Source organism: Pseudomonas sp. B414 (assembly GCF_055408445.1).
The window spans coordinates 1-17902 of the sequence record NZ_JBUZTQ010000038.1 but is presented as its reverse complement, the minus strand read 5'-3'; the positions used below and the strand labels follow the sequence as shown (position 1 = coordinate 17902).

19 protein-coding genes are annotated in these 17902 nt (G+C 57.9%); all 19 read left to right on the top strand.

All coding sequences use genetic code 11. The features are described 5' to 3' along the window. Positions 1 to 9 precede the first annotated feature (9 nt). The 19 genes from iscR (at position 10) to ACZRMH_RS22045 (ending at position 17002) form a co-directional block, all read left to right on the top strand. Positions 10 to 501 carry a Fe-S cluster assembly transcriptional regulator IscR gene (iscR, locus tag ACZRMH_RS22135; protein ID WP_464015297.1) on the top strand — a complete coding sequence of 164 codons (492 nt, stop codon included), beginning with the start codon at positions 10 to 12 and terminating at the stop codon, positions 499 to 501. Between the two features lie 49 nt (positions 502 to 550). Then, positions 551 to 1765, top strand: a complete 1215-nt coding sequence (locus ACZRMH_RS22130; protein WP_464015296.1) for an IscS subfamily cysteine desulfurase — start codon at positions 551 to 553, stop codon at positions 1763 to 1765. A gap of 96 nt (positions 1766 to 1861) precedes the next feature. Then, positions 1862 to 2248: a Fe-S cluster assembly scaffold IscU gene (gene iscU, locus ACZRMH_RS22125; RefSeq protein ID WP_003443374.1), complete on the top strand. Its 387-nt coding sequence runs from the start codon at positions 1862 to 1864 to the stop codon at positions 2246 to 2248. 68 nt (positions 2249 to 2316) lie between these two features. Continuing rightward, positions 2317 to 2640: an iron-sulfur cluster assembly protein IscA gene (gene iscA, locus ACZRMH_RS22120; RefSeq protein WP_016779604.1), complete on the top strand. Its 324-nt coding sequence runs from the start codon at positions 2317 to 2319 to the stop codon at positions 2638 to 2640. Between the two features lie 8 nt (positions 2641 to 2648). Further along, entirely contained in the window at positions 2649 to 3170 is a 522-nt protein-coding gene (hscB, locus tag ACZRMH_RS22115; protein WP_464015295.1) for a co-chaperone HscB, read from the top strand. A 50-nt stretch (positions 3171 to 3220) separates the two neighbouring features. Further along, positions 3221 to 5083: a Fe-S protein assembly chaperone HscA gene (hscA, locus tag ACZRMH_RS22110; RefSeq protein WP_464015294.1), complete on the top strand. Its 1863-nt coding sequence runs from the start codon at positions 3221 to 3223 to the stop codon at positions 5081 to 5083. 3 nt (positions 5084 to 5086) lie between these two features. Further along, positions 5087 to 5428 carry an ISC system 2Fe-2S type ferredoxin gene (gene fdx / locus ACZRMH_RS22105; protein WP_003443365.1) on the top strand — a complete coding sequence of 114 codons (342 nt, stop codon included), beginning with the start codon at positions 5087 to 5089 and terminating at the stop codon, positions 5426 to 5428. A gap of 12 nt (positions 5429 to 5440) precedes the next feature. Further along, the gene (gene iscX / locus ACZRMH_RS22100; RefSeq protein WP_016779607.1) at positions 5441 to 5641 is read left to right on the top strand and encodes a Fe-S cluster assembly protein IscX; all 201 of its coding nucleotides are present in this window, start codon (positions 5441 to 5443) and stop codon (positions 5639 to 5641) included. 94 nt (positions 5642 to 5735) lie between these two features. Further along, positions 5736 to 6161, top strand: coding sequence for a nucleoside-diphosphate kinase (ndk, locus tag ACZRMH_RS22095; protein WP_010457859.1), 426 nt, complete (start codon positions 5736 to 5738; stop codon positions 6159 to 6161). A 28-nt stretch (positions 6162 to 6189) separates the two neighbouring features. Next, positions 6190 to 7338: a dual-specificity RNA methyltransferase RlmN gene (gene rlmN, locus ACZRMH_RS22090; protein WP_464015293.1), complete on the top strand. Its 1149-nt coding sequence runs from the start codon at positions 6190 to 6192 to the stop codon at positions 7336 to 7338. 12 nt (positions 7339 to 7350) lie between these two features. Further along, complete coding sequence (gene pilW / locus ACZRMH_RS22085) at positions 7351 to 8109, top strand: type IV pilus biogenesis/stability protein PilW (RefSeq protein WP_464015292.1); 759 nt, start codon at positions 7351 to 7353, stop codon at positions 8107 to 8109. Continuing rightward, a complete protein-coding gene (locus ACZRMH_RS22080; RefSeq protein ID WP_464015291.1) occupies positions 8109 to 9092 on the top strand; it encodes a RodZ domain-containing protein in 984 nt (327 codons plus the stop codon). The genes pilW and ACZRMH_RS22080 overlap by 1 nt, the downstream gene beginning before the upstream one ends. Before the next feature lie 3 nt (positions 9093 to 9095). Continuing rightward, entirely contained in the window at positions 9096 to 10205 is a 1110-nt protein-coding gene (gene ispG / locus ACZRMH_RS22075; RefSeq protein ID WP_464015290.1) for a flavodoxin-dependent (E)-4-hydroxy-3-methylbut-2-enyl-diphosphate synthase, read from the top strand. Positions 10206 to 10227: 22 nt separating this feature from the next. Further along, a complete protein-coding gene (gene hisS / locus ACZRMH_RS22070; protein WP_095001465.1) occupies positions 10228 to 11517 on the top strand; it encodes a histidine--tRNA ligase in 1290 nt (429 codons plus the stop codon). A 40-nt stretch (positions 11518 to 11557) separates the two neighbouring features. Further along, on the top strand, positions 11558 to 12199 hold the full coding sequence (locus ACZRMH_RS22065; protein ID WP_464015289.1) for a tetratricopeptide repeat protein: 642 nt from the start codon (positions 11558 to 11560) through the stop codon (positions 12197 to 12199). Further along, positions 12192 to 13343 carry an outer membrane protein assembly factor BamB gene (gene bamB / locus ACZRMH_RS22060; protein WP_464015288.1) on the top strand — a complete coding sequence of 384 codons (1152 nt, stop codon included), beginning with the start codon at positions 12192 to 12194 and terminating at the stop codon, positions 13341 to 13343. The genes ACZRMH_RS22065 and bamB overlap by 8 nt, the downstream gene beginning before the upstream one ends. A 138-nt stretch (positions 13344 to 13481) precedes the next feature. After that, the gene (gene der, locus ACZRMH_RS22055) at positions 13482 to 14951 is read left to right on the top strand and encodes a ribosome biogenesis GTPase Der (RefSeq protein WP_248096022.1); all 1470 of its coding nucleotides are present in this window, start codon (positions 13482 to 13484) and stop codon (positions 14949 to 14951) included. Between the two features lie 123 nt (positions 14952 to 15074). After that, the gene (locus ACZRMH_RS22050; protein WP_464015287.1) at positions 15075 to 16223 is read left to right on the top strand and encodes a pyridoxal phosphate-dependent aminotransferase; all 1149 of its coding nucleotides are present in this window, start codon (positions 15075 to 15077) and stop codon (positions 16221 to 16223) included. After that, entirely contained in the window at positions 16211 to 17002 is a 792-nt protein-coding gene (locus tag ACZRMH_RS22045) for an amidohydrolase (RefSeq protein WP_464015286.1), read from the top strand. The genes ACZRMH_RS22050 and ACZRMH_RS22045 overlap by 13 nt, the downstream gene beginning before the upstream one ends. The last annotated feature ends 900 nt before the right edge of the window (positions 17003 to 17902 follow it).

Below are 17902 nucleotides of genomic sequence, written 5' to 3'. Positions count from 1 at the left end.
TACCTGTCCATGAGACTGACTACAAAAGGCCGTTACGCCGTAACTGCAATGCTCGATTTGGCGTTGCATGCACAGCACGGGCCGGTGTCCCTGGCCGATATTTCCGAGCGCCAAGGCATCTCGCTTTCCTACCTTGAACAACTCTTTGCCAAATTGCGCCGCAGCAGCCTGGTTTCCAGTGTGCGTGGTCCGGGCGGCGGCTATCAGCTGTCGCGCGACATGCAGGGCATTCAGGTGGCTCAGGTGATCGATGCCGTCAACGAGTCGGTCGACGCCACGCGTTGCCAGGGTCTTGGCGACTGCCATGCCGGCGACACCTGCCTGACCCACCACCTGTGGTGCGACCTCAGCTTGCAAATCCACGATTTTCTCAGCGGTATCAGCTTGGCTGATCTTGTCACTCGCCGTGAGGTACAAGAAGTAGCCCAGCGTCAGGATCAGCGCCGCTGTAATGGCAAGGCGCCGCACCTGGATAAGATCCAAGCGTCCGCCGTCGAGTGATTGCATAAAAACGACGGTGCGCCAGCCAGCCTGATTTAGGAGATAGTTCATGAAGTTGCCAATTTACCTCGATTACTCAGCCACTACCCCGGTTGATCCGCGTGTTGCTCAAAAAATGAGCGATTGCCTGCTGGTTGACGGGAACTTCGGTAACCCGGCTTCGCGCTCCCACGTATTCGGCTGGAAGGCTGAAGAAGCGGTAGAGAACGGCCGCCGTCAGGTTGCTGACCTGGTCAATGCCGACCCCCGTGAAATTGTCTGGACCTCCGGTGCTACCGAGGCCAACAACCTGGCAATCAAGGGTGCTGCGCATTTCTATGCCACCAAGGGCAAGCACCTGATCACCGACAAGATTGAGCACAAAGCCGTTCTCGACACCATGCGTCAGCTGGAGCGTGAAGGCTTTGAAGTGACCTACATCGAGCCGGGTGAAGACGGTCTGGTAACGCCGGCCATGGTTGAAGCAGCCATGCGCGACGACACCATCCTGGTTTCGATCATGCACGTGAACAACGAAATCGGCACCATCAACGATATCGCTGCCATTGGTGAGCTGACTCGCTCGCGCGGCGTGTTGTTCCATGTTGATGCGGCACAGTCCACCGGCAAGGTTGAAATCGACCTGGCCAAGCTGAAAGTCGACATGATGTCCTTCTCGGCACACAAGACCTACGGCCCTAAAGGCATCGGCGCGCTGTACGTCAGCCGCAAACCTCGCGTACGTATTGAAGCGGCCATGCACGGCGGCGGTCACGAGCGCGGCATGCGTTCGGGCACCCTGGCCACCCACCAGATCGTGGGCATGGGCGAAGCGTTTCAGATCGCCAAAGAAGAAATGGCTGCTGAAAACATCCGTATCAAGGCCTTGAGCGACCGTTTCTTCAAGCAGGTTGAACACCTTGAAGAGCTGTACGTCAACGGCAGCATGATCCACCGCGTACCGCACAACCTGAACCTGAGCTTCAACTACGTTGAAGGCGAGTCGCTGATCATGGCGCTCAAGGATCTGGCTGTGTCGTCCGGTTCGGCTTGCACCTCGGCATCCCTTGAGCCGTCCTACGTCTTGCGCGCCCTGGGCCGTAACGACGAACTGGCTCACAGCTCGATCCGCTTCACCTTCGGTCGTTTCACCACCGAAGAAGAAATCGATTACGCCGCGCAGAAGGTTTGCGAGGCTGTTACCAAGCTGCGCGCCCTATCGCCGCTGTGGGACATGTACAAAGACGGCATCGACATCTCGAAAATCGAATGGGCGGCGCACTAACAATTTAAGTCGCCGTAGGCAGACGCTGTAAACGCAGCGAACAGCAGCTTTTACAGCGTCTCAAGAGCGACTCTCTGATGAGTGAGGATTAGTACCATGGCTTACAGCGAAAAGGTCATCGACCACTACGAAAACCCGCGCAACGTCGGCAAGATGGACGCGGAAGACCCGGATGTTGGCACCGGCATGGTCGGCGCCCCGGCGTGCGGCGACGTGATGCGTTTGCAGATCAAGGTCAATGAGCAGGGCATTATTGAAGATGCCAAGTTCAAGACCTATGGTTGCGGTTCGGCAATCGCTTCCAGCTCCCTGGCCACCGAGTGGATGAAAGGCAAGACTCTGGATGAAGCAGAGACCATCAAGAACACTCAGCTGGCTGAAGAACTGGCTTTGCCGCCGGTAAAAATTCACTGCTCGGTACTCGCTGAAGACGCCATCAAGGCTGCTGTTCGCGACTACAAGCAGAAGAAAGGTTTGATCTGATCCGTACTGCCTGCGCCTTTGTGTGGCGCGGGCAAGGTGAAGAAACTGGCAAAAGGTAAGGAGTCACGATGGCTATCAGCATGACAGAAGCGGCTGCGCGACACATTCGCCGCTCCCTTGATGGGCGCGGCAAAGGTGAGGGGATTCGTCTGGGTGTTCGCACCACGGGCTGTTCCGGTCTTGCCTATGTGCTGGAGTTTGTCGATGAAGTGGGCGAAGAAGACCAGGTCTTCGAAACCCATGGCGAAAAAGTGATCATTGATCCGAAAAGCCTGACCTATCTTGACGGCACCGAACTGGATTTCGTCAAGGAAGGCCTGAACGAAGGCTTCAAGTTCAATAACCCTAACGTGCGCGGTGAATGTGGCTGCGGCGAAAGCTTCAACATCTGAGGCTATTCGTGGGTACTCCTTGTCATTTTGCTTTGTTTGAGCTGCAGCCGGGGTTCAACCTGGATCTCGATCAGCTGGCTGTGCGTTACCGAGAGTTGGCGCGCGGTGTTCACCCGGATCGGTTTGCCGATGGTTCCGAGCGCGAGCAGCGTCTGGCGCTGGAACAGTCCGCCAGCCTCAATGAGGCCTACCAGACACTCAAGAGCCCTGCCAAGCGTGCGCGTTACCTGCTTGCGCTAAAGGGTGGCGAGTTGCCGCTGGAAGTCACGGTGCACGATCCCGAGTTCCTGATGCAGCAAATGCAGTGGCGCGAAGAACTTGAAGATTTGCACGACAGCGCCGATATGGCAGGTATTGCAGCATTCAAGCGTCGACTGAAAGTCGCTCAGAACCAATTGAACGACAGCTTCGCTGCTTGTTGGGATGACGCTGCGCAACGCGAACAGGCCGAACGCCTGATGCGGCGCATGCAGTTCCTCGACAAGCTCACTTACGAAGTGCGCCAGTTAGAAGAGCGCCTCGACGATTAACTCCGTGCTTCCCTGATGGCACGCCTGATTACAGATAAGTCCTGATTACGATGGCCCTACTGCAGATCGCCGAACCCGGCCAAAGTCCTCAACCGCACCAGCGTCGTCTGGCTGTGGGGATCGACTTGGGCACAACCAATTCGCTGGTCGCTGCTTTGCGCAGCGGCCTTTCCGAGCCTCTGGCCGACGCAAATGGCAAAGTCATTTTGCCGTCGGCGGTGCGCTATCACGCTGATCGCGTCGAGGTAGGTGAGTCGGCGCGTCTGGCGGCCTCCAGCGATCCTTTCAACACCGTGCTGTCGGTCAAGCGCTTGATGGGTCGTGGTCTGTCCGACGTCAAGCAGTTGGGCGAGCAGTTGCCTTACCGCTTTGTTGGCGGTGAGTCGCACATGCCGTTTATCGACACTGTGCAGGGCCCGAAAAGCCCGGTTGAAGTGTCGGCTGAAATCCTCAAGGTACTGCGTGAGCGGGCCGAGAAGACTCTGGGCGGCGAGCTGGTAGGGGCGGTGATTACCGTTCCGGCCTATTTCGACGATGCCCAACGCCAGGCTACCAAGGATGCGGCCAAGCTGGCCGGTCTGAATGTGCTGCGCCTGCTCAATGAGCCGACCGCTGCTGCAGTGGCTTATGGTCTGGATCAGTCCGCTGAAGGGGTTGTAGCTATCTATGACCTGGGCGGGGGTACGTTCGATATTTCGATCCTGCGCCTGACCGGCGGTGTGTTTGAAGTCCTGGCCACCGGTGGCGACAGCGCCCTGGGCGGCGATGATTTCGATCACGCGATCGCTAGCTGGATGGTTGCCGAGGCCGGCTTGTCTGCTGATCTCGATCCGGGCACCCAACGGACCTTGCTGCAAGCTGCTTGCGCCGCCAAGGAAGCGCTGACCGAGGCCTCCTCGGTGACCGTTGCCTTTGGTGACTGGCAGGCGCAGTTGACCCGCGAGGCCTTCGATGCGCTGATCGAGCCAATGGTTGCGCGCAGCCTCAAGGCTTGCCGCCGTGCCGTGCGCGACGCCAATATCGAGATTGAAGATGTTCAGGCTGTGGTCATGGTCGGTGGCTCGACCCGTGTGCCCCGCGTGCGCGAAGCAGTTGCAGAAATGTTTGGCCGTGAGCCGCTGACCGATATCGACCCTGATCAAGTGGTCGCCATTGGCGCTGCGATCCAGGCTGATACCCTGGCGGGCAACAAGCGTGACGGTGGCGAGTTGCTGCTGCTGGACGTGATTCCCTTGTCGCTGGGTCTTGAGACCATGGGCGGCCTGATGGAAAAGGTCATTCCGCGCAACACCACGATCCCGGTGGCCCGCGCCCAGGATTTCACCACCTATAAAGATGGCCAGACGGCCATGATGATTCATGTGCTGCAGGGCGAGCGTGAGTTGATCAGCGATTGCCGCTCCCTGGCGCGCTTTGAGTTGCGTGGTATTCCGCCAATGGTGGCCGGTGCCGCGAAAATTCGCGTGACCTTCCAGGTGGATGCCGATGGCCTGCTCAGTGTGTCGGCCCGCGAGTTGGGTTCGGGTGTTGAGGCCAATATCCAGGTCAAGCCGTCCTACGGTCTGACCGACGGCGAAATCGCCAAAATGCTCAAGGATTCGTTCCAGTACGCCAGTGACGACAAGGTTGCCCGCGTACTGCGTGAACAGCAGGTGGATGCCCAGCGTCTGATCGAGGCTGTGCAAGCAGCCCTTGAAGTCGATGGCGAGCGTTTGCTGGACGCTGAAGAGCGCATGGTCATTGAGCTGCAGATGCAGGAATTGTCCGAATTGTTGAAAGGCACCGATGGTTACGCCATCGAGCAGCAGACCAAGCGTCTGTCGCAAGTGACCGATGCCTTTGCTGCCCGTCGCATGGATTTGACCGTCAAGGCCGCCCTGTCGGGTCGCAACCTGAATGAAATCGAGGAATAACTGATGCCGCAGATCATTTTTCTGCCACACGCCGAGCATTGCCCGGACGGTATGGTTGTAGAGGCTGAGACCGGCAAGACCATTCTCGAAGTGGCCCACGACAATCACATCGAAATCGAAAGTGCCTGCGGTGGTGTTTGCGCCTGTACCACTTGTCACTGCGTGATTCGCGAGGGTTTTGACTCGCTGAACGAAGCTGACGAGCTGGAAGAGGACTATCTTGATAGAGCATGGGGTCTGGAAGCGACTTCGCGCCTGAGTTGTCAGGCTCGCGTCGGCACTGAAGACATCACTGTCGAGATTCCTAAGTACTCGCTCAACCATGCTGCCGAAGCGCCGCACTGATAAGGAATTGTCATGAGCCTTAAATGGGTTGATGTGCAGGAAATCGCCATACAGCTGGCTGAAGCTCACCCGGATGTCGATCCGCTCTCGGTGAATTTCGTCACGCTGCGCAATCTGGTCATGGCGTTGCCTGAGTTCGACGATATCCCTGATCGCGGCGGAGAGAAGGTTCTCGAAGCCATTCAGGGTTTGTGGATCGAAGAAGCCGACTAAGCTTGTAAACGACGTAATTATGCAATGCCCAAGAACCCGCGTATAATTCGCGGGTTTAATTTTTCGCTTAAATCACTGTTTCTGGAGTTACACCATGGCTGTTCAACGCACTTTCTCCATCATCAAGCCTGACGCTGTTGCAAAAAACGTTATCGGCGAGATCACCACTCGTTTTGAAAAAGCCGGCCTGAAGGTTGTAGCTTCGAAAATGAAGCAACTGTCCAAAGCTGAAGCTGAAGGCTTCTACGCTGAGCACAGCGCTCGTGGTTTCTTCGGCGACCTGGTTGCTTTCATGATCTCCGGTCCTGTTGTTGTTCAGGTTCTGGAAGGCGAAAACGCTATCGCTCTGAACCGCGAACTGATGGGCGCTACCAACCCTAAAGAAGCAGCTGCCGGCACTATCCGTGCTGATTTCGCTGATTCCATCGACGCTAACGCTGTTCACGGTTCCGACTCCGAAGCAGCTGCTGCTCGTGAAATCTCGTACTTTTTCGCAGCTACTGAAGTAACCACTCGCTAAGTATTGGCTTGTGAGTGAGGGTGAAGACATGATTGCAACGACTGGCAAAACCAACCTGTTGGGTTTGACTCAACCGGAAATGGAGAAATTCTTCGACTCAATCGGGGAGAAGCGTTTCCGTGCCGGTCAGGTCATGAAGTGGATTCACCACTTTGGCGTCGATGATTTCGACGCCATGACTAACGTCAGCAAGGCCCTGCGCGACAAGCTCAAGGCCATTGCTGAGGTTCGTGGCCCTGAAGTCGTCAGCGAGGATATTTCTACCGATGGCACCCGTAAATGGGTGGTGCGCGTAGAGTCCGGCAGCTGCGTCGAGACCGTTTATATTCCCTCGGGCAAACGTGGCACCTTGTGCGTTTCGTCCCAGGCTGGCTGTGCCCTGGACTGCAGTTTCTGCTCCACTGGCAAGCAAGGCTTCAACAGCAACCTCACTGCCGCCGAAGTGATCGGCCAGGTGTGGATTGCCAATAAATCCTTTGGCAGCGTCCCGGCAACCATCGACCGTGCCATCACCAATGTGGTGATGATGGGCATGGGCGAGCCGCTGCTGAACTTCGACAATGTCATCTCGGCCATGCACCTGATGATGGATGACCTGGGCTACGGCATCTCCAAGCGCCGTGTAACCCTGTCTACCTCGGGCGTGGTACCGATGATCGATGAGCTGGCCAAGCACATCGACGTTTCGCTGGCATTGTCGCTGCACGCACCCAATGACGCATTGCGCAGTCAACTGGTGCCGATCAACAAGAAGTACCCCCTGGCCATGCTGCTGGATTCCTGCCGTCGCTATATGGCGACCCTGGGCGAAAAGCGCGTGCTGACCGTTGAGTACACCTTGCTCAAGGACGTGAACGACCATGTCGACCACGCCCGTGAAATGATCGAGCTGCTTAAAGACACCCCGTGCAAGATCAACCTGATCCCGTTCAACCCGTTCCCGCATTCTGGCTATGAGCGTCCAAGCAACAACGCCATCCGCCGTTTCCAGGAGCTGCTGCAGCAGGCTGGCTACAACGTGACTGTGCGCACCACCCGTGGTGAAGACATCGACGCGGCATGCGGGCAACTGGTAGGTCAGGTCAATGATCGTACCCGCCGCAGTTCGCGCCTGATTGCAGCGCGCGAGCTGAGTACTGATGCCGATTCAGCGCAAAACGCTGCCTCTGCGCCCTGAGAGAGGACGTCCATGATCCTGCGCGCCGCGCTCCCGGTTGTGTTGGTCAGCTTATTGGCTGGCTGCGTGTCATCGGGTGATTCAAGCCCGATGGCTGGCGACAAGGGCCGTAACGAGGCGCGTCAGGCTTATGTTCAGTTGGGGTTGGGCTATTTGCAGCAAGGGATGACCGAGCAGGCCAAGATCCCTTTGCGCAAGGCGCTTGAACTCGACAAGAAGGACCCTGACACCAACGCCGCACTGGCTTTGGTGTTTCAGGCCGAAATGGAATTTGACCTGGCCGAGCAGGCATTCCGTACCGCATTGAACGGTAGGCCTGGCGATGCCCGCATCCTCAATAATTACGGCAGTTTCCTGTTTGAGCGTCAGCGCTATCAGGAGGCCAGCGCCCAGTTTGAAAAAGCGGCGGCAGACAACCTTTACCCGGAACGTTCCCGTATCTACGAAAATCTGGGTATAACGTCGCTTGAGTTGGGCCAGCGTGAGGTCGGGCGTCAGCAGCTCGAAAAAGCCCTGCGCCTGAACCCCCGGCAACCGCGTGCGCTGCTTGAAATGGCCGGGATGGCCTATCAGGACAAGCAATATGTAACGGCACGTGACTTTTACGATCGTTTTAGCCTGCTTAGCGGGCAAAATGCACGTAGTCTATTGCTCGGTGCGCGACTGGCGAGTGTTTTCGACGACCGCACCCCAACTGCCAACCATGGCCAGCAACTAAAACGACTCTATCCCGGCACGCCGGAATATCAGCAATACCTGTCGGAGCAATGATGAAAGCGGCGCAACCCGAAGTTCTAGCAGCGACTCGTGTCAATCCCGGTGAGACCCTGCGTCAGGCCCGTGAAAACAATGGCTGGACCTTGGCTGAAGTCGCCTTGAAACTCAATCTCACGGCCAGCTCCTTGAGCAACCTTGAGACCGGCGCGTTCGACAAGCTGCCAGGGCATACATTCGCCCGCGGCTATATCCGTGCCTATGCCAAGTTGCTGGGCATGGATCAAACCAGCCTGGTGCATGATTTTGACCTGTATACCGGCACCGATGCCAATGGCAGCAACGTGCACAGCCTGGGCCGCATAGAAGAACCGGTACGGGTATCCCATACCATTTTGCGTGTCGTCAGCCTTTTGTTGCTGCTGGCTGTAGTGGGTGGCGGTTTTATCTGGTGGCAGAACCAGACCTCCATGCGCGCCAAGGATCTGATCGGCTTGGCTCCGGAGCACGTTGAGGTCGAAGGGGCCGACGGTACCACCCGTATCCATCCGATCGACGAGCCGGAAGATCAGGCTGTTGCCGAGGCTGCGGCCGAGGGCGAAGCAGCGGTTGCGACCGAGGCAGCCGCAGAGCAGGGCGCTACCACTGAGCTGGCATTGCCGGCTGCACCGGCTACACCGGCTGCACAGCCTCAGGCTCCAGCAGCTCCAGCAGCTCCGGTTCAACAACCTGCACCTGCTGTTGTGGCCCCAGTAACGGCTGCACCTGCACCTGCACCAGCCGCCGCGCCGGTCGCCGGTGCTGGCAAAGTGAATGTGCACTACACCGCTGATTGCTGGACTCAGGTCACCGACGCCACGGGCAAAGTGCTGTTTGGTGGCTTGAAACGCAAAGGCGAAAATCTGGAAGTGAGCGGCAAACCGCCACTGAGCCTGCGCCTGGGCTATGCCCGCGGCGCCCAGGTGAGCTACAACGGCCAGCCTGTGGATGTAGCTCCTTTCACCAGTGGCGAGACTGCTCGCCTGAAGTTGGGTCAATAAGTCATGCACGGCGAATCACCAATCAAACGTCGCGAATCGCGCAAAATCTGGGTCGGTAATGTGCCAGTAGGTGGCGATGCCCCTATTGCTGTGCAGAGCATGACCAACAGCGACACCAATGATGTCGCTGCCACCGTTGCCCAAATCAATCGCCTGGAAGCCGCAGGCGTCGATATCGTGCGGATTTCCGTGCCGGATATGGACGCAGCCGAAGCTTTTGGCCGGATCAAGCAACTGGTTAAAGTGCCATTGGTCGCCGATATCCACTTCGACTACCGTATCGCCCTGCGCGTTGCGGAGCTGGGTGTGGACTGCCTGCGGATCAACCCGGGCAACATCGGTCGTGAAGATCGTGTGCGTGCGGTAGTCGATGCTGCCCGCGATCGCGGTATTCCGATCCGCATCGGCGTCAACGCAGGCTCCCTTGAAAAAGATCTGCAAAAGAAATACGGCGAACCAACGCCCGCCGCTCTGGTCGAGTCGGCCCTGCGTCACGTTGAGCACCTTGAGCGCCTGAACTTCAAAGACTTCAAGGTCAGCGTGAAGGCTTCCGACGTGTTTATGGCCGTTGAAGCCTATCGCCTGCTGGCCAAGGAAATTGTTCAGCCGCTGCACCTGGGTATCACCGAAGCCGGTGGTTTGCGCTCAGGCACAGTGAAATCTGCCGTGGGCCTAGGTATGCTGCTCGCCGAGGGAATTGGCGATACCATTCGCATCTCCCTTGCGGCAGACCCGGTTGAGGAAGTAAAAGTCGGTTACGACATCCTCAAGTCCCTGCATTTGCGCTCGCGCGGCATCAATTTTATTGCGTGCCCGAGCTGCTCACGGCAGAACTTCGACGTGGTGAAAACCATGAACGAACTCGAAGTTCGCCTTGAAGACCTGCTGGTACCGCTGGATGTAGCTGTAATCGGTTGTGTGGTGAACGGTCCTGGCGAAGCCAAGGAAGCCCATGTGGGGCTTACCGGTGGTACGCCAAACCTGATTTACATCGACGGCAAGCCGTCGCAGAAACTGACGAATGACAATCTGGTGGATGAGCTCGAAAGACTGATCCGGCAGAAGGCGGCCGAAAAGGTCGAAGCTGACGCAGCCGTTATCGCGCGCGGCTAACCAGACGAATAAAGGATTTATTGTGAGCAAGTCTTTGCAAGCCATTCGTGGCATGAACGACATCCTGCCGGAGCAGACGCCTCTGTGGCGCTACTTCGAGAGCAAGGTTTCGCGTTTGCTGGATAACTACGGTTACAAGCAGATCCGCATGCCTATCGTCGAATTCACCGAGCTGTTCAAACGCTCGATCGGTGAAGTGACCGATATCGTCGAAAAAGAGATGTACACCTTTGAAGACCGCAACGGCGATTCGCTGACGCTGCGTCCTGAAGGTACCGCTGCGTGCGTGCGAGCTGTGCTCGAGCATGGCATCACCGGCGGCGGTCAGGTGCAGAAACTGTGGTACATCGGCCCGATGTTCCGCCACGAGCGCCCGCAGAAAGGCCGTTATCGCCAGTTCCACCAGATCGGTGTCGAGGTGTTCAACCTGGATGGTCCGGATATCGATGCCGAGCTGATCGTGCTGACCTGGCGCCTGTGGGGCGAGCTGGGCATCCGTGATGCGGTCAAGCTCGAACTCAACAGCCTGGGCACCAGCGAAGCCCGAGCGCGCTACCGTGCAGCCCTGGTCGAGTATTTGTCCTCGCGCCTGAGCGAGCTGGACGAAGACAGCCAGCGCCGTCTCAAATCCAACCCGCTGCGCGTGCTCGACACCAAGAATGCCGATACCCAGGCGGTTCTGGTCGATGCGCCGAAGCTGGTGGACTATCTGGACGAAGAATCCCGCGTGCATTTCGAGGGCCTCAAGGCACGTCTCGATGCGGCCGGCATTCCCTACACGATCAACCCGAAACTGGTTCGTGGCCTGGATTACTACAGCAAGACCGTATTTGAGTGGGTGACCGACAAACTGGGCGCCCAGGGCACCGTGTGTGCAGGCGGTCGTTATGACGGCCTGGTCGAGCAGATGGGCGGCAAGCCTACTGCCGGTGTCGGCTTCGCCATGGGCATCGAGCGCCTGATCCTGCTGCTCGAAACCCTTGAGCAAATCCCCGAAGAAATCGCGCGTCAGGTCGATGTCTACCTGTGCGCTTTCGGCGAGGCCGCCGAACTGGCTGCCCTGGCTTTGAGCGAACGCGTTCGCGATCAGCTGCCGAACCTGCGTTTGCAGATCAATGCCGGTGCAGGCAGCTTCAAAAGCCAGTTCAAAAAGGCTGACAAGAGCGGCGCACTGTTTGCGCTGATCCTGGGTGACGACGAATTGGCCCAGCAAGTAGTAGGTGTAAAACCCCTGCGTGGCCAGGGCGAACAACAAACGATTGCCTGGGATGCTCTAGCCGAGCACTTGGCCACCTGCATCGTGCAGGGTTGAAGCTGTAAAACAGCCGATTTAGCGAATAAGGAGTGTTGGGGTGTCGAGTAACGAAGATGATCAGCTGGGCGAGTTGAAAGACTGGTGGCAGCGCAACGGCAAACCCCTGGTAACTGGCGGCTTGTTGGCACTAGTAGTGGTGTTCGGCTGGAAAGGCTGGACCACCTATCAGAGCAATCAGTCGCAGGGTGCGTCGGTGCTCTATCAGCAGTTGCTTGAAACCACACTCACGCCTGACGGCAAGCCGGATGTGGCCCGTGTGGCGGATCTGGCCAACAAGCTGAAAAACGAATACGCAGGCACTGCCTACGCGCAATTTGGCGGCCTGTTTGTGGCCAAGGTGGCTGTGGACAACGGCAAGCTCGATGACGCAGCTGCTGAGCTCAAAGCCATTGTCGACAAGCCGGCCAATGCCACCCTGGGCGAAGTGGCGCGTCAGCGTCTGGCTCAGGTGCTGGCGGCACAGGGCAAGGTTGAAGATGCGCTGAAACTGCTGGAAGGCGATTCGGACAAGGCATTCCTGGCCAGCCGTGAAGAACTCAAGGGCGACCTGCTGGTACAGCTGGGCCGTACTGATGACGCGCGTGCAGCCTACGAAAAGGCCAAGGCCGGACTGTCCGATGAAGCGGCAGTAGGCGGCTTGCAAATCAAGCTTGATGACCTGGCCAAAGAGGATGCGTGACGTGATGCGATGGAAACATGCGGCATTGCTGGCTCTGGTCGTTTTGGCCGCGGGTTGCAGCAGCAACAGCAAAAAAGAACTGCCACCGGCTGAGCTGACCGACTTCAAAGAAGAAGTCGTGCTGCAAAAGCAGTGGAGCCGCTCGATCGGTGACGGTCAGGGCAAAACCTACAACATGCTGGTTCCAGCGGTTGAAGGTAACAACATCTACGCCGCTGACGTAACGGGCGTAGTGATGTCTCTGGACCGCATGAACGGCGACGTTGAGTGGAAAAAAGACCTCGAACTGCCTGTTTCCGGCGCAGTTGGCCTGGGCTATGGCCTGGTCATGCTCGGCACCTTGCAAGGTGACGTGATTGCTCTGGACTCCAGCACAGGCGAAGAAAAATGGCGCTCGCGGGTTAACAGCGAAGTGCTTGCACCTCCTGCGACCAACGGCGATGTGGTGGTGGTACAGACCCAGGACGATCGTCTGATCGGTCTGGATGCTGACACCGGCAACCAGCGCTGGACGTATGACAGCACGCCGGGCGTGCTGACCTTGCGTGGTACTGGTGCGCCACTGGTGACCAATCACCTGGCAATTGCCGGGCTGTCGACCGGTAAAGTGGTTGCCCTGGATACGCGTAACGGCGTCCCTGTGTGGGAGCAACGTGTTGCGATCCCGCAAGGCCGCTCCGAGCTTGAACGCATTGTCGATATCGACGGTGGCCTGCTGATGTCTGGCGGTACACTGTACGTTGCCAGCTACCAGGGCCGCATGGCGGCACTGGAAATGGAATCGGGTCGTGTGCTCTGGCAGCGTGATGCTTCCAGCTATGCCGGTGTCGCTCAAGGTTTTGGCAGCGTCTACGTCAGCCTGGCGTCGGGCACTGTAGAAGGCGTTGACGAGCGTTCGACCACTTCGCTGTGGAGCAACGATGCTCTGGCTCGCCGTCAACTGTCGGCTCCGGAAGTCTTTTCCAGCTACGTGGCGGTCGGTGACATGGAAGGCTATCTGCACCTGCTGAGCCAGGTCGATGGTCGTTTCGTGGGCCGTACCCGCGTTGACAGCGATGGCCTTCGGGCACGTCCGCTGGTGGTCGGTGACATGATTTACGTGTTTGGTAACAGCGGCAAACTGGAAGCCCTGACCATTCGCTAAGGCGTCTATGCTTGAGGCTCTATGGTCTCGGGCAGCCTTGCTCTGGCAAGGTTTGCGGCACATTTGTGCTGTTCCGAACTCTGGCCGCTGCCTTGCAGCGGCTTTTGTATTTTCTGAAATAACGAAGTGGAGAGCCGCATGGTTCCCGTAATCGCCCTGGTGGGCCGACCAAACGTCGGCAAGTCCACCTTGTTCAACCGCCTGACCAGGACTCGTGACGCCATCGTTGGCGACTTGTCCGGTCTGACCCGTGATCGCCAATACGGTGAGGCCAAGTGGCAAGGGCGTTCCTACATTCTGGTCGACACCGGCGGTATCTCCGGTGATGAGCACGGTATGGACGAAAAGATGGCCGAGCAGTCGCTGCTGGCCATTGAAGAAGCTGACGTCGTTCTGTTCCTGGTAGATGCAAAAGCAGGCTTTACCGCTGCTGACCAGATGATCGGCGAACACCTTCGCAAACGTAACAAGCGTTCCTACGTAGTTGCCAACAAGGTCGACAACATCGACCCGGACATGGCGCGCGCCGAGTTCGCACCACTGGGTATGGGCGACGCGATTCCGATCGCCGGTGCCCATGGCCGTGGTATCACGCAGATGCTGGAAATTGCCCTGAGCAACTTCCCGCGTGACGAAGAAGAGCCGGAAGACGGTGAAGAGGAAGTCGTTCTTGAAGGTGAGGAAGCCAAGCGCATTCCTGGCCCGAGTGAAAAAGACGGCATCAAGATCGCCATCATCGGTCGTCCAAACGTCGGCAAATCGACCCTGGTTAACCGCATGCTCGGTGAAGACCGGGTAATCGTGTATGACCAGCCGGGCACTACCCGCGACAGTATCTACATCCCGTTTGAGCGTAACGACGAGAAGTACACGCTGATCGACACCGCCGGTGTGCGCAAGCGCGGCAAGATCCACGAAGAAGTAGAAAAATTCTCCGTGGTCAAAACCCTGCAAGCGATCAAAGACGCCAACGTGGTGATCTTTGTGATGGACGCCCGCGAAGGCGTGGTTGACCATGACCTGAACCTGTTGGGCTTTGCGCTGGAGGCCGGTCGGGCTCTGGTTATCGCGATCAACAAGTGGGACGGCATGACCCCGAGCGAGCGCGACTTCGTCAAGGTCGAGCTGACCCGTCGCCTGTTCTTCGTCGACTTTGCCGATATCCACTTTATCTCGGCACTGCACGGCACTGGCGTGGGCAACCTGTACCAGTCGGTGCAGAACTCGTTCAAGTCGGCGGTTACCCGCTGGCCGACCAACCGTCTGACCCAGATTCTGGAAGATGCGGTTGGCGAGCACGCGCCGCCGATGGTCAACAGCCGTCGAATCAAGCTGCGTTATGCCCACTTGGGTGGTGCCAACCCGCCGATTATCGTGATCCACGGTAACCAGGTTGAGAAGGTTCCGAAGTCTTACGTCCGTTATCTCGAAAACACTTACCGTCGTGTCTTGAAGCTGGTCGGTACGCCGATCCGCATCGAGTTCAAAGGTGGCGAGAACCCGTACGAAGGCAACAAGAACTCGCTGACCGACCGTCAGGTCAACAAGAAACGCCGCATGATGTCGCACCATAAGAAAGCCGAGAAAAACCGCAAAGACAAACGCTAATCGCGTAAGGTCAAAGCGTAATGAGAAAGGGTCCGAAAGGACCCTTTTTCGTGTCAGACGTTTGGGCTATCCTCGGTAGGTCCTGTGCCGCAGTCAGTGCCGGGAACTCAACAGGGAACGGCCATGATCACCAGTAAGTTGCCGAACGTCGGCACCACCATCTTCACGCGCATGTCGCAGCTTGCGGCAGAAACCGGCGCACTCAACCTGTCCCAGGGCTTCCCTGATTTTGATGGCCCGCAGGCACTGCGCGATGCGGTTGGCCAGCACATTGCCAGTGGTCATAACCAGTATTCGCCGATGACCGGTCTGCCTGCGTTGCGCCAACAAGTGGCGGCAAAAATTGCCCGCAGCTACGGCGTTCAGGTAGATGCCGACAGCGAAGTGACCATCACTCCCGGTGCAACCCAGGCGATTTTCTGCGCGATTCAGGCCGTGATTCATGCAGGCGATGAAGTCATCGTCTTCGACCCGTGCTACGACAGCTATGAGCCCTCGGTTGAGCTGGCTGGTGGCCGTTGCGTGCATGTGCAACTGGGGCTGGATGATTTCTCGCTTGACTGGCAAAAACTTGAAGATGCCCTCAGCCCGCGCACGCGGATGATCATCCTCAATAGCCCGCATAACCCCAGTGGTGCCTTGATCAGCCGTGCTGAACTGGACCAGCTGGCCAGGCTGATTGCCGATCGCGATATCTACATCATCAGCGATGAGGTGTACGAGCACCTGGTGTTTGATGGCGTGCCCCACGTCAGTGTTTTGTCCCACCCCGAGTTGTACCATCGCGCCTTTGTTGTCAGCTCATTCGGTAAAACCTACCACGTGACCGGCTGGAAAACCGGCTATGTGGTTGCGCCGCCAGCCTTGACTACCGAGTTACGTAAGGTTCACCAGTACGTCAGTTTTTGCGGCGTTACGCCCCTGCAGTATGCATTGGCGGACTTTATGAGCAGCCACCCCGAGCACGTTGAAGAGTTGCCCGGGTTTTATCAGGCCAAACGTGACCTGTTCTGTGATTTGCTGAGCCCATCGCGTTTTACCTTTAAACCGGTGGCAGGAACGTATTTCCAGTTGGTGGATTACTCCCGAATTCGTCCGGACCTTAACGATGTCGACATGGCCGTGTGGCTGACCCGCGAGCATGGCGTGGCGACAATCCCGGTTTCGGTGTTCTACCAGATCCCGCCCGAAGGGCAGCGGCTGGTTCGTCTATGTTTTGCAAAACGCGAGGAGACGCTGCGTGAAGCAGCAGAGAAACTATGCGTGATCTAAGTGGTTTACCCGATCTGACTGTGGCGCTGGTGCAAACCACGCTGGCCTGGCATGACCGTCAGGCGAACTTCGAGCATTTTGACGAGCTGCTTGAGCAGGCTCGTGGCGCTGATCTGGTGGTGCTCCCGGAAATGTTTACCACCGGGTTCAGCATGGAGTCGAAGATCCTGGCTGAGCCTGAAAATGGCCCGAGCACCGAATGGCTGCGCAAGCAGGCCAAAAGGCTGAATGCCGTGGTGACGGGTAGTGTGATTGTGCAGGCTGCGGATGGCAGTCATCGTAATCGGTTGCTGTGGGCGCGCCCCGATGGCGAAGTGCTGCACTACGACAAGCGTCACCTGTTTCGCATGGCCGGTGAGCATGAGCATTTCACCCCGGGTGAGCGTCAGGTTCAGTTCGAAGTCAAAGGCTGGCGGATTCGCCCGCTGATTTGCTATGACCTGCGTTTTCCTGCGTGGAGTTGCGACCCGCATGACACCGACGTACTGCTGTACACCGCCAGTTGGCCGGGTGCCCGGCGCTTGCACTGGAACCGTTTGTTGCCGGCGCGGGCCATTGAAAACCTGTGTTATGTCGCGGCGGTTAACCGGGTGGGAACGGATGGCAAGGGCATGGTCTATACCGGGGACAGTCATATCCTCGACTTTCAGGGCGAGTCGTTGCTCAGTGCCGGGGAGGCGGATGGCGTGTTCACCATGAGCCTGAGCGCGGCCGAGTTGGCCGCCTATCGCGAGCGCTTCCCGGCGTATCTGGATGCGGATGATTTCGAGCTGCGCTGATTTGTGGAAGTAGTTATCAGAACTTGAGTACGACATAAAACCTGTGGGAGCGTGGCTTGCCCGCGATGGCATCACTGCGGTCTGCCGGCCAGACCGCGTCGCCTGAATCGCGGGCAAGCCCGCTCCCACAATAATCCCTGCAAGCATCAAGTTTGCGTGGGGTACAAATCTTGTGGGCTGGCTTGCCTGCGATGGCATCACCGCGGTTTGCCTGCCAGACCGCGTCGCCTGAATCGCGGGCAAGCCCGCTCCCACAATAATCCCTGCAAGCATCAAGTTTGCGTGCGACACAATTCTCGTGGGTGCGATGGCGTCACCGCGGTCTGCCTGCCAGACCGCGTCGCCTGAATCGCGGGCAAGCCCGCTCCCACAATAATCCCTGCAAGCATCAAATTTGCGTGGGGTACAAATCTTGTGGGCTGGCTTGCCAGCTATGGCGTCACCGCGGTTTGCCTGCCAGACCGCGTCGCTTGAATCGCGGGCAAGCCCGCTCCCACAATAATCCCCGCAAGCATCAAATTTGCGTGGGGTACAAATCTTGTGGGCTGGCTTGCCCGCGATGGCATCACTGCGGTCTGCCGGCCAGACCGCGTCGCCTGAATCGCGGGCAAGCCCGCTCCCACAATAATCCCTGCAAGCATCAAGTTTGCGTGGGGTACAAATCTTGTGGGCTGGCTTGCCTGCGATGGCATCACCGCGGTTTGCCTGCCAGACCGCGTCGCCTGAATCGCGGGCAAGCCCGCTCCCACAATAATCCCCGCAAGCATCAAATTTGCGTGGGACACAATTCTTGTGGGAGCGTGGCTTGCCTGCGATGGCATCACCGCGGTTTGCCTGCCAGACCGCGTCGCCTGAATCGCGGGCAAGCCCGCTCCCACAATAATCCCCGCAAGCATCAAA

Excerpts from the sequence above, each read along its gene's own strand:
- ACZRMH_RS22130 (WP_464015296.1), top strand. The coding sequence starts at position 551 with ATGAAGTTGCCAATTTACCTCGATTACTCAGCCACTACCCCGGTTGAT.
- iscA (WP_016779604.1), top strand. The coding sequence starts at position 2,317 with ATGGCTATCAGCATGACAGAAGCGGCTGCGCGACACATTCGCCGCTCC.
- fdx (WP_003443365.1), top strand. The coding sequence starts at position 5,087 with ATGCCGCAGATCATTTTTCTGCCACACGCCGAGCATTGCCCGGACGGT.
- rlmN (WP_464015293.1), top strand. The coding sequence starts at position 6,190 with ATGATTGCAACGACTGGCAAAACCAACCTGTTGGGTTTGACTCAACCG.
- ACZRMH_RS22080 (WP_464015291.1), top strand. The coding sequence starts at position 8,109 with ATGAAAGCGGCGCAACCCGAAGTTCTAGCAGCGACTCGTGTCAATCCC.
- hscA (WP_464015294.1), top strand. The coding sequence starts at position 3,221 with ATGGCCCTACTGCAGATCGCCGAACCCGGCCAAAGTCCTCAACCGCAC.
- bamB (WP_464015288.1), top strand. The coding sequence starts at position 12,192 with ATGCGTGACGTGATGCGATGGAAACATGCGGCATTGCTGGCTCTGGTC.
- iscR (WP_464015297.1), top strand. The coding sequence starts at position 10 with ATGAGACTGACTACAAAAGGCCGTTACGCCGTAACTGCAATGCTCGAT.
- iscU (WP_003443374.1), top strand. The coding sequence starts at position 1,862 with ATGGCTTACAGCGAAAAGGTCATCGACCACTACGAAAACCCGCGCAAC.
- ispG (WP_464015290.1), top strand. The coding sequence starts at position 9,096 with ATGCACGGCGAATCACCAATCAAACGTCGCGAATCGCGCAAAATCTGG.
- der (WP_248096022.1), top strand. The coding sequence starts at position 13,482 with ATGGTTCCCGTAATCGCCCTGGTGGGCCGACCAAACGTCGGCAAGTCC.
- ACZRMH_RS22045 (WP_464015286.1), top strand. The coding sequence starts at position 16,211 with ATGCGTGATCTAAGTGGTTTACCCGATCTGACTGTGGCGCTGGTGCAA.
- ndk (WP_010457859.1), top strand. The coding sequence starts at position 5,736 with ATGGCTGTTCAACGCACTTTCTCCATCATCAAGCCTGACGCTGTTGCA.
- pilW (WP_464015292.1), top strand. The coding sequence starts at position 7,351 with ATGATCCTGCGCGCCGCGCTCCCGGTTGTGTTGGTCAGCTTATTGGCT.
- iscX (WP_016779607.1), top strand. The coding sequence starts at position 5,441 with ATGAGCCTTAAATGGGTTGATGTGCAGGAAATCGCCATACAGCTGGCT.
- ACZRMH_RS22050 (WP_464015287.1), top strand. The coding sequence starts at position 15,075 with ATGATCACCAGTAAGTTGCCGAACGTCGGCACCACCATCTTCACGCGC.